Origin of the sequence: Gordonia tangerina (assembly GCF_021556435.1) — a bacterium.
Lineage (GTDB): Bacteria > Actinomycetota > Actinomycetes > Mycobacteriales > Mycobacteriaceae > Gordonia > Gordonia tangerina.
In genome coordinates, this window is the sequence record NZ_JAKGCU010000026.1 from 19661 (window position 1) to 29679 (window position 10019).

Genomic DNA, 10019 nt, shown 5'->3' on the forward strand with positions numbered 1-10019 from the left:
CACGGCAATGACGATCGTCTCCACGCCGAAACGCAGGGCATGGTTGCATGCCTGGCGCTTGCGGCTGATCGGGCCGACCGACGACTCCGATCTGGCTCGCATCCGCCGATTCGGCGCCCGGTTCGTCGGTACCGGACTACTGATCTTCCCGGTCGCACTGACGCCGCTGATCGCCTCGGAGTCCGCGTTGACCGACCGGTGGTGGCCACCGGTGAGCGTCCTGCTCGTGACGGTGCCGGCCATGGTCGTCATCATCGCCACCTACCGTCGGCGACCGACCGGACTCACCGTTCTGGCGACGGCCTGCTGCGCCGGCCTGCTGCTGGCCACCCTGTTGTGGTTCGGCGCCTGGACGGGAGCGGTCGCATCCGAGGACACCACCTGGAGCGTGTGGTTGGTGCAGTTCCCCGGGGTGCCGGGTCTACTCCTCGGGCTCAGTGGCCACCCGCGTCTCGCGTTGGCGTACATCGTCATCGCGACGCTGGTGACCCAAACCGCCAATCAACTCGGGCTGGACGGTCAGATCCGCCCGGAGTTGTACCTGGGTTCCCTGCTCACCATCGCGCTGACCGCAGTGTTCCTGGCGGTCGCAGTGGTCACTGTCCGGACGGCGCAGGTCCTCGACGAGACCCGAGCAACGGCGATCGAGGCGGCGGCCGCGTCGTCGGCGGCGGCCGCCGAGGACGCCGAACGCACCCGGTTCGCCACGCTGATCCATGACAAGGTGCTGGCCATCCTGCTCGCCATCGACGTCGGTCGACCATCGTCGGCGCTTGCGGCGCAGGCGTCCTCGGCCGTCCATGAGCTCGACCGTCGCGGCGAGCACCCGACGGCCGGCCCGCTCGACGCCGACGAGTTCGCGCGGCGCATCCGGTTGGCGATCCGATCGACCGGGGTCGAGGTGGACCGTGAGCTGTCGATCGACCCCGACGCGAGTCGGCGCTATCCCGCCGAGGTCGCTGCGGCCCTGATCGATGCGATGGGCGAGGCCATCCGCAACCAGGCGCGCCACGCCGGCGACGACGCCTCCTGCCTGGTCGTAGGTGACCTCGGGGACGCATCGATCAGCCTCGCCGTCGTCGACGACGGCCGGGGATTCGACGAGGCGGATGTGCGACCGGAAAGGTTGGGGTTGGCGATCGGTATCCGCCGGCGGATGGCCTCGGTTCCCGGTGGTTCGGCCGAGGTACGCAGCACGCCTGGACACGGCACCACGGTGATCCTGCGGTGGACCGACGAACCGACCACACACGCGCCGGTGGCGATCGCGGTGCCGGATGGACGGGCCTGACGTGGCGGCCGACGAGGTCGACCCGGCGATCGAGGACACCACCGACCTGTTCGGTCTGCGCTCGCCGTTGGTGGTGCGCGCACTGCTCGCCCTGGCTGTGATCTACCTGGTCGTCACGATCGGCTCCGGCGTCAACATCACGTCGGTGTGGAGCTGGGTCGGCTTCGCCGGTGCCTTCGGGTTGCTGGCCGTCGACCTGGCCGTGCTGACCCGGCTGCGAGGCGACCCGCTACCCGCGCGGGCAGCGGTGGTCGCCGCAGGATTGCTGCTCGCCGGGACCGCACTCGCGTGGTGGTCGGTGCCGGCCGCGACTTTCGCGCCGGTCCAGTGTCTGCCGGCGGCCATCGCGGGCATCGTCGCCCTGGCATTGCTGGTGGTCCGCGGACGGATCGGCACGGCATGGGTCGGTGCCGTCGCGATGAGTCTGTCTGCTGCGACTTGGGCGGCGGCGCGCGGACTCGGATTCACCGCCGGTCTGGTCTTCACCTCGTGGGTCTATCCGGTGATGCTGTTCGCATCGCTGTTCGGCGTGATGCTGCGGCCCATCGCCGAGACGATTGGCACGCTGCGCGCCCGGGCGGTCCGGGACGCGTCGGATTCGGCGGCGACGGTGGCCGCCGCCGAGGAGCGGGAGCGCCAGGTGGCGCTGCTCGACCGGCAGGCGCGACCCCTGCTCATGCAGGTAGCTGCCGAGCACGCATTCACCGTCAACGAGGTGAGGGATGCGCGTCTGGTCGAAGCCGGATTGCGTGACGGCATCCGGGCACCGGCCTGGCAGGCGGCCGCGGTGCGTGCGGCGGTGTGGCAGGCACGACGACGCGGGGTCACGGTGGTGTTGTTCGACGATGGCGGCACGGCCGAGGTCCCGGCCGTGCAGGCGCACCTCGACGACCTGCTCGTGGCCGAACTCGGAGCGATGCGGACCGGCCGGGTGACCGCGCGGGTGATGCCACCCGGGCGACCCACCCGCGCCAGTATCGTGCTCGCTCGCGCAGACGGCGTGCGACGCTACGACTGTGCCCACAACGGACAGATCACCGGCGGGGATGTCGAAAGCCGATGAGGACGGCCGTGCGGTGAACGGCATCGCTCGACTGCAGACCGCCACCCACGGGGTCGGCCGCGGCCAACTGCGCGCCGACGACTCCGACCTGGCGCGGCTCGAACGCGTGGGCACCCGGTTCGTGGGCTGCGGGCTGCTGGCGTTCAGCCTGCTGATGGCGCCGGTCGCGGTGCGCACCATGCACCTCACCGACCTGTGGTGGACGGTACTCAGCGTCGTACTCGTGGTGGGTCCGGCGGTCGCACTCGTGGCGATGTCGTTCCGCGACGAACCCGGCAGGCTCGACTGGCCGGTGGGCGCCTGCGCCGTGGGTTACGTGTTGTCGACGCTGCTGTGGTTCGTGGCGTGGCGGGGCGTACCCGACGGCACCGACCGCTACACCATTTGGCTGATCCAGTTCCCGTCGGTAGCCGCCATCGCGCTGGTGTTGATCGGCCGGACCCGGTGGGCAATCACGCATCTCGTCGTCGCGACGACCCTGGTACATGCGGCCAATCAGATCGGGCTCGACGGTGCGGTGACGCCGCGTGAGTTGTTGAGTGCGCCACTGACCATGGCGCTCAGTGGGGTGTTCATGGCGGTCGCGTACGCGACCGCGCGCAACGTCCGGTCGTTGGACACCCGTCGGGCCGCCACCATCACCGCGGCAGCCGCCACTGCAGCGATGGTGGCGCGCGAATCCGAGCGCGCTCGATTCGCCGCGGTGATCCACGATCGGGTGATCGCCGCGCTGCTGGCGGTCGGGGTGGGGAAGCCCGATCGGCGCCTCGCCGCCCAGGCGGCATCGGCGTTGGCCGAACTCGACCTGGGCGACGAGCGGGACAGTGCCGAGGTGCCCGCGTCGCTGTTCGCGCACCGACTGCAGGCCCTCGCCGACGAGGTGGGGGACGGGGTGGTGGTCGAGTTACGGGTCGTGGACAACGCGGTTGCGTACCCCGCCGAGGCGTTCACCGCGATCAGTGGTGCGGTGGGTGAGGCCTTGCGCAACTGGCGACGACACGCCGGGGTGGGCAGTCGGTGCGTCGTCGACGGTGAGCTGGCCGGCGACGCGGTCTCGATCACCGTGCGCGACGACGGCGTCGGCTTCGACCCGACCGCGTTGGGCAATGAGCGATACGGGGTCGCGGTCGGCATCCGCGGCCGGATGGAGGCCGTGGCCGGTGGGTCGGTCGACGTCGCGGCAGCGCCGGGCGACGGTACCCGCATCCACGTGGGCTGGCGCCGCTCATGACCGGACGCGATGGCGGGTTGCGCGGTGGTCGCCGGACGCCGAAAGGTACCGGAGATCACGACGACGAGCACCCGGCCGATCCCGCCGCAGTCGATCTGTTCGGCCTCGGTTCGGCTGCGGTGATCTGGTCGTTGGGGATATTCGCCTTGGCCTATGTGGTGGTGGCGGTAGGTGCGGGTTGGGAGATCCGGTCGTGGGTGAGCTGGGTCGGTGCGGCGGCGGGACTGGCGGCGTTCGGCGTTGCGGCGGCGTTCGTCGTCGGAGGCCGCGGAGCGCGGACGCCGGCACCGGTCGCCGTGGCGGTGACCGGATTGGTGGTGGGTGCGCTGGCGCTGTCGTTGTGGAGTCTTCCGGTGGAGACCTACCGCACGTTGCAGACGTCGCCACCGGTGTCGGCGCTGACCGTGGTGGCGACGATGCTCGCACTGCATCGGCGCCCGGTGTTCGCCTGGGTGGGTGCGGTGTGCGCCAGTGTGGTCGCCGGGGTGTGGGGTGTCGCGCAGGGGTTCGGCTATCCGGCCGGCGCCGAGATCACGTTCTTCTGTTTCCCGGTGCTGGTGATGGCCACCTTGTTCGTGTTGATGGCACCGCCGATGGAGGTCCGCATCCGAGCGCTGCGCGAGCGGGAGATCGCGCAGGCGCAGACGGAGGCCGCCGCGAGAGCCGGGGCTGCCGAACGTCATGATCAGTTACGTCGTCTCGACCGCGGTGCCCGCCCGATCCTGCAGCGGATGGTCGACCGGCATGCCTTCGGCCCGGACGAGGTGATCGACGCCCGGCTGACCGAGGCACAACTGCGTGACGGCATCCGGGCGCGGGCCTGGGAGTCCGAGGAGGTGCGCAGCGCCGCGTGGCAGGCGCGGCGGCGCGGAGTGACGGTACTGCTGCTCGACGACGGGGCGCTGGACGCGCGCGGCGATACGGAGACCGCCCGCCGACTGCGGCGGCTGCTGGTCGCCGAGCTCCGAGCAGCTCGCGACGGTCAGATCACCGCCCGGGTGCTCCCGCCGGGACGCGAGGTGATCGCATCGGTGGTGGTGAACTCCAGCACCGGGGTCAGTCGTACCGAGTGCCGGTTCGACGGCGCCGTGTGCGTGTTTCCGGGAACCCTCAGCTGAGTTCGGCGTCGAGCCACCTCAGGATGTCCGGCGTGGGCTTGCGTGCGGCGTCGGCGTATTCGGGATGTTTGCCGAGATAGGCCGCCACCATCGGGCACACGCCGACGATGACGATGCCTTCGGCGCGGGTCTGGTCGAGGGCGTGTCGGATCAGGATCGTGCCGAGTCCGCGGCCTCCGAACTCCTCGGCCACCTCGGTGTGGAAGAACACCCGTTGCCGACTGTCGCCGTCAGCGCGATCGCGGTAGGCGGTGAATCCCGCCGGGGCCGGTTCGGATGCGGTGTCGGCGACCGCGATCTCGAAGCGCTGCACGTCAGGCTCGTGGGTGACGGTGACCGCGGCCCCGGTCTTGTCGGTCGTCATGGTGACGACCTTACGGCCTGGCAGTGGGAGGACCGGCCGAAGACGGCCGGTCCGCCGCCCGGAGTTCTCGCCAGGGGCACAGCCGGCACGTGCTCGCGGCGATGACGTGCACCCGCGTGGGGCGACGCGGGCGTCTGGGCCGATTGTCGTCACCGGTACCATCGGGTCCACTGACCTCGATGCGCACCATCCGGGTCCGGGGACGTTGCGGCGCGCCTGCCGCGGGCGCCCAGGGCAACGGATGCACTACCCACACGAGAGGAACGACAGAGCAGATGACCAATCCGTTCGACGACGAGAACGGGCGTTTCTACGTCCTGGTGAACGACGAGAACCAGCATTCGCTGTGGCCGACCTTCGCCGACATCCCGGCAGGCTGGACCGCGGTGTTCGGCGAGGACAGCCGGGCGGCGTGTCTGGAGTATGTCGAGAAGAACTGGACCGATCTGCGTCCGAAGAGCTTGATCGACGCCATGGAGGCCGACCGCGCCGAGCGCGCCGCCGAGTGACACGCCGGTAAGGGCAGCCAAACCAGTAGAAATCCACCGTGCCCCGGTGACATTCGGGGCGTGAGCTGTCATCATTTCCTCAACAGGGAACTGGTCGGGTCTGGAATCGGTGGTTCTCAGGTGCTGCGGAAGCAGGTGAGACATGGTCGGCGAATACGGACCGTGGGAGGCCGCACGTTTGCGTGCGACCAGTGACGAGATCGCGCGCAGGGCTCAAGTCACCCCGACGCTCACAGCGGTGCGGGTGCATGGCGAGTCCGCCACCTACCGCGAGCTCGCCGGTGCACTGGTCCGCTACGGCCGGGTGTCCGACCTCAACGGGCTCGGGGTGGGCTCCACGATCGCTGCGGCGATCCTGCACTGTCTGCCCCGCATCGGCCGACTCGGCGAACCGATGGCGGTGGTACACACCGTGCGTCAGGTGCTCGATTGGCTGGCGCGTGACCTCGACGAAGGTTTCGGCGGTCTTCGCGCCATCGGCTGATGCGATCGGTGGGCCGGGCGACCCGGCGTCGGAAACCGCGCCGGCGTCACCGCGCGGTCGCCGCCTTTCGGTAGCCGCGCAGGGCCGGGTACACGCAGACGGCGATGATCCCGACGGTCCAGATCGTCACCTTGATCAGGTTCTCGGCGATCGGACCGCCGGCCGCCAACGAACGCATCACCTCGATCGTGGGCGTCATCGGCTGGTTCTCCACGATCGGTTGGAGCCAGCCGGGGTAGGCGTCGATGGGGGAGAACCCCGAATTGAAGAACATCAGCACGCTCGACACCAGCGACAGCAGCGGCACGAGCGGGGCCGATGGAGCGGCACTGACCGCGAGTGCCAGGACCAGTGTGGCGTAGGCGACGCCAAACATCAGCGTCACCCCGAAGATCCCGGCGATGGCACCGAACCCGCCGGTGATGTCGAACCCGATGAACGAACCGACCACGATCAGTAGCGCCGTGACGAGCACGATCCGGAACATCTCGCTGAGCAGTCGCGAGGTCAGATCGGCCGCGCGGTTGATGGGCAGCACGTACAGCCGCGACAGCAGACCGGTGCCACGCTCCTGATTGAGTCGGATGCCCGCGGCGACCGATCCGAACATCGCGCTCACCAGGATGACCAACGGAACGGTGCCGTAGGTGCTGTCCTGGCCGGTCGCGCTGCCGATGGCATCACCGAGGACGACCTTGAACATCAGCAGGGTCAGGATGGGGACCAGCACCAACTGCAGGAATGTCGCCTTGTCGTGCACCATCACCGACAGCTGACGCCACGACAGCACCCCGCTCTGGGTGAACCAGGCGCGGATCGTGCCCTCGCCGGGGGTGGCGACCGGTGGCGCCTTCTGCGCAGACGCGGCCCGGTCCTGCTCCGCGCTGGTCTGGTCCTGCACCGGGGTGGTGTGGGGCGCGACGGCGGGGGTGGGCGCGGCACCGGGTGTCCGGGCGGGCACGGCGGTCATCGCACAGCCTTCCGGATGCCGAGTCCGGTCAGGAACACCCCGGCGATCCCGAGTCCCACGCACCACCAGATCGTGGGAGTCAGGATCTCGAGGGTGACCGTGCCGTCGCTCAGCGCTCGCATCGACGTCGCGAACTGCGAGATCGGCTGGTTGCGGACGAACGGCTGTATCCACTCCGGGAACTGGTCCTCGGGGACGAAGCCGGTGGACAGCAGGCCGAGGACGAGGATCGGCAGGGACAGCGCCTGACTGGTCGCCTCGGGGCTGTTCGACAACAGACCCAGGGCGTCGGCGAGGATGGCGATCAGCAGCCCCACGGCAAGCACCACCGCGAACAGTCCCACCGTCTCGAGTACCGAACCCGCCGGTCGCCAGCCCATCACCAAGCTGGTGACCGCCGCGCAGATGACCGAGATCACCAGCAGAGCCCCGTTGGTGCCGAACCGGGCGAGCGTCGGGATCGCGACCGGCATCGGCATCGTCCGGAACCGGGTGTTGATGCCCTTGGTGGTGTCCACGGAGGCGCGCATCGCCGCCGAGGACGCCACGAAGCTCACCGATTGCAGCGAGATGATCGGCATCAGGAACGCGGCGTAATCCATGTCGGGATCGGCGTCCATGATCGACCGCAGTGGCAGGTAGAAGCAGATCGCCAGCAGCACCGGCGCGGCGAAGGCGAAGATGATCTCCCCATTGCGGAAGATCGCGCGCAACCCGCGGATCGTCAGGGCCCACCACTGGGCGGTGGCGTGAGTCCGCGGGCGGGTGATCACCGTCGGCGTCGCGACGGTGTCCGTCGCACCCGCACGCCCGACTCCGGCCGGGTCGACCCGAGCGGTGTTCGCCCGCGCGGTGTGCACTGCGGTCCGAGCGGCTGGGGTGGAGGTCACGCCGGATCGTCCGCGGGTTCGGCAGCCGGGTTGGAACTCGGCGCGCTGGGATCGGTCAACGCGAGGAAGACCTCGTCGAGACTGGGGCGGCGCAGTGCGACATCCGAGAGCCGGATCCCCGCCCCGGTGGTGCGTTGCACGATCTCGACGAGGGTGTCCGCGCCGTCCGGTGCGGGCACCGCGACCGAGGCCGACGATTCGCCGTCGGCTCCGCCATTAGGGGACGCTGGGCCACGTGGGGACGTTGGGTCGCTGGGGGAATCGGTGAGCAGGTCACCGAGGCAATCGCGCAACCGTGGCAGGTCCTCCGGGTCGGCCGGCGTGACGTCGTAATGCGAGGCACCGGTAGCGGCCTTGAGCTCGTCGGCCGTACCCGATGCGATGACACGACCGCGGTCGATCACCACGATGTGGTCGGAGAGCGTATCGGCCTCTTCCAGGTATTGGGTGGTCAGTAGCGTGGTGACGCCCTGGTCGCGCAGCGACTCGACGAGTTTCCACACCTCCTGGCGGCTGCGCGGGTCCAAACCGGTGGTCGGCTCGTCGAGGAAGACAACCTCGGGCTGGGTGACCAGGCCGCACGCGATGTCGATGCGACGCCGCATACCACCGGAATACTCACCGACCCGGCGGCCGGCGGCTCGGGTGAGGTCGAAGGATGTGAGCAATTCGTCGGCGCGGACGCGTGCCGCGGATTTGGACAGCCCCATCAGCCGTCCGAACAGGATGAGGTTGTCGCGGCCGGACAGCGCTTCGTCCAGTGCAGCGAACTGTCCGGTCAACATGATCGAGCGTCGCACGCCCGCAGCGTCGGACACCACGTCATGGCCGGCCACCGTCGCGGTACCGCCATCTGGTTTGAGCAGTGTGCACAGCATGTTGACGGTCGTGGTCTTGCCTGCCCCGTTGGGGCCGAGGAGCGCGAGGATCGAACCCTTGGCGACCGAAAAACTCACCGATTCGACGGCCACGTTCGCGCCGAACCGCTTGTGCAGACCGGTCACCTCGATCGCGGCGGGAGCGGCCGGCGTGAGATCGAGGGAATCGGATTCGGCTGCGGTGTCGGGTTCGGTCGCTGACGGGGACGCGGCCCGGTGCGCGGCCTCGGACCGTCGTGCCGGCTCCGGCACGGACGGCGCAGCGATCGGGGCGCGCTCGGCGCGGTTTTCATCGAGGAGGCCGGTGTCGCTGACGGCGGGATCGCTGACGGCGGGATCGCTCATGTCGGCGATGTGGGAAGTATCACCCGGCGGGGTGAGGATTCGCCATCCATCGGCGACGTCTGGCGCGACCTGGTCCACCGGACCGTCGGCGATCGAACCGTCCCGGGTGGCCGGGTCGGCGGTAGGGGCATCGACGGTGGGCCGGGGGCTGTCGGTGGCCTCGGGTGCAGGCGTGGCGGCCGGGGTCAGCGCCGGAAAGGCGACGGTCGGCGAATCGTCGCCGGTCACTTTCGCGTGCCGTGCCCGGCGGTGGCGGGCTGCGGGCGCAACGCCCTGGTCCGACGGGCCCGAGCCATCGGAATCGCCTGCGTTGCCGTTGGTCCGTGCACGAGTGATCTCGAGGTCACGAGAGGTCAGCAGATCGGCGTCCCGACCGACATCGACGGGTGAACGGGGCGTCGCCGAGGTCGTGGACCTGTGGGACGGCTCGGCCATCGACTACTCCTCTCGGGCCACGTCGGTTGCCGGAGCACACGGCCGGTTGCTGTGGGCGATGGTACCCAAACAATCGACACGCCCTGCGACATTGTCGTCGGGGGATACCAAAACATTACTTTCGGGCAGGTACGGTTCCTACGTTTGGACGACGCGCCGGGGCCGCGCGTAACGATCTGGCGTCCGGATACGAAATCCATCTGTGAGCTTGTCGTTTACCGGCAATTCAGGTGGTTCGGTCTGGGCTCATCCATTCAACCGAATCATGGTGAAGTAGGAATTGAAGGGTGGATAATGACGCACACTGTTGCGAGGGAACACCGTTTCCGCGGAACAGACAGCCCACAACGGTCGTTGCGGTGGACACATCGATCGACGTACGACCGGGCTTGCCGATGAGTCGCTGGATCAGGCTGGCCGACGAACTGGAAGAGAGAGGCG

At 69.2% G+C, this 10019-nt stretch carries 10 protein-coding genes; 6 read left to right on the forward strand and 4 right to left on the reverse strand.

Annotated features, from left to right (window positions below):
* Positions 1–7: 7 nt before the first annotated feature.
* From L1892_RS20710 to L1892_RS20725, 4 genes are read left to right on the forward strand one after another with little or no spacing between them, the layout of a single operon-like run.
* Positions 8–1291 carry a sensor histidine kinase gene (locus tag L1892_RS20710; RefSeq protein ID WP_235725564.1) on the forward strand — a complete coding sequence of 428 codons (1284 nt, stop codon included), beginning with the start codon at positions 8–10 and terminating at the stop codon, positions 1289–1291.
* Entirely contained in the window at positions 1278–2354 is a 1077-nt protein-coding gene (locus L1892_RS20715; RefSeq protein ID WP_235725566.1) for a DUF8320 family protein, read from the forward strand. The genes L1892_RS20710 and L1892_RS20715 overlap by 14 nt, the downstream gene beginning before the upstream one ends.
* Positions 2308–3585, forward strand: a complete 1278-nt coding sequence (locus L1892_RS20720; protein WP_235725568.1) for a sensor histidine kinase — start codon at positions 2308–2310, stop codon at positions 3583–3585. Before L1892_RS20715 ends, L1892_RS20720 begins: the two co-directional genes overlap by 47 nt.
* Positions 3582–4703 (forward strand): DUF8320 family protein, encoded by a 1122-nt coding sequence (locus L1892_RS20725; RefSeq protein ID WP_235725570.1) that lies wholly within the window; start codon positions 3582–3584, stop codon positions 4701–4703. The genes L1892_RS20720 and L1892_RS20725 overlap by 4 nt, the downstream gene beginning before the upstream one ends.
* Here L1892_RS20725 and L1892_RS20730 read toward each other — a convergent pair.
* Positions 4696–5067 carry a GNAT family N-acetyltransferase gene (locus L1892_RS20730; protein WP_235725572.1) on the reverse strand — a complete coding sequence of 124 codons (372 nt, stop codon included), beginning with the start codon at positions 5065–5067 and terminating at the stop codon, positions 4696–4698. The genes L1892_RS20725 and L1892_RS20730 overlap by 8 nt on opposite strands.
* A 275-nt stretch (positions 5068–5342) precedes the next feature.
* On the opposite strand from L1892_RS20730, the gene L1892_RS20735 reads away from it, so the two are divergent.
* Together L1892_RS20735 and L1892_RS20740 are read left to right on the forward strand one after the other, a co-directional pair.
* Positions 5343–5576 (forward strand): MbtH family protein, encoded by a 234-nt coding sequence (locus tag L1892_RS20735; RefSeq protein ID WP_235725573.1) that lies wholly within the window; start codon positions 5343–5345, stop codon positions 5574–5576.
* Positions 5577–5718: 142 nt separating this feature from the next.
* Complete coding sequence (locus tag L1892_RS20740; RefSeq protein WP_235725575.1) at positions 5719–6060, forward strand: hypothetical protein; 342 nt, start codon at positions 5719–5721, stop codon at positions 6058–6060.
* A 46-nt stretch (positions 6061–6106) separates the two neighbouring features.
* On the opposite strand, the gene L1892_RS20745 is transcribed toward L1892_RS20740, so the two are convergent.
* From L1892_RS20745 to L1892_RS20755, 3 genes are all read right to left on the reverse strand, one after another.
* Positions 6107–7030 carry an ABC transporter permease gene (locus L1892_RS20745; RefSeq protein ID WP_235725577.1) on the reverse strand — a complete coding sequence of 308 codons (924 nt, stop codon included), beginning with the start codon at positions 7028–7030 and terminating at the stop codon, positions 6107–6109.
* Positions 7027–7803, reverse strand: coding sequence for an ABC transporter permease (locus L1892_RS20750; protein ID WP_235725617.1), 777 nt, complete (start codon positions 7801–7803; stop codon positions 7027–7029). Before L1892_RS20750 ends, L1892_RS20745 begins: the two co-directional genes overlap by 4 nt.
* Positions 7804–7916: 113 nt before the next feature.
* A complete protein-coding gene (locus L1892_RS20755) occupies positions 7917–9578 on the reverse strand; it encodes an efflux ABC transporter ATPase subunit, DrrA-related (protein WP_235725585.1) in 1662 nt (553 codons plus the stop codon).
* Between the last annotated feature and the right edge of the window lie 441 nt (positions 9579–10019).

What these genes read in the sequence shown, in the direction of transcription:
- L1892_RS20710 (WP_235725564.1), top strand. Translation starts at nt 8, where the DNA reads ATGACGATCGTCTCCACGCCGAAACGCAGGGCATGGTTGCATGCCTGG.
- L1892_RS20715 (WP_235725566.1), top strand. Translation starts at nt 1,278, where the DNA reads ATGGACGGGCCTGACGTGGCGGCCGACGAGGTCGACCCGGCGATCGAG.
- L1892_RS20725 (WP_235725570.1), top strand. Translation starts at nt 3,582, where the DNA reads ATGACCGGACGCGATGGCGGGTTGCGCGGTGGTCGCCGGACGCCGAAA.
- L1892_RS20730 (WP_235725572.1), bottom strand. Translation starts at nt 5,067, where the DNA reads ATGACGACCGACAAGACCGGGGCCGCGGTCACCGTCACCCACGAGCCT.
- L1892_RS20735 (WP_235725573.1), top strand. Translation starts at nt 5,343, where the DNA reads ATGACCAATCCGTTCGACGACGAGAACGGGCGTTTCTACGTCCTGGTG.
- L1892_RS20740 (WP_235725575.1), top strand. Translation starts at nt 5,719, where the DNA reads ATGGTCGGCGAATACGGACCGTGGGAGGCCGCACGTTTGCGTGCGACC.
- L1892_RS20745 (WP_235725577.1), bottom strand. Translation starts at nt 7,030, where the DNA reads ATGACCGCCGTGCCCGCCCGGACACCCGGTGCCGCGCCCACCCCCGCC.
- L1892_RS20755 (WP_235725585.1), bottom strand. Translation starts at nt 9,578, where the DNA reads ATGGCCGAGCCGTCCCACAGGTCCACGACCTCGGCGACGCCCCGTTCA.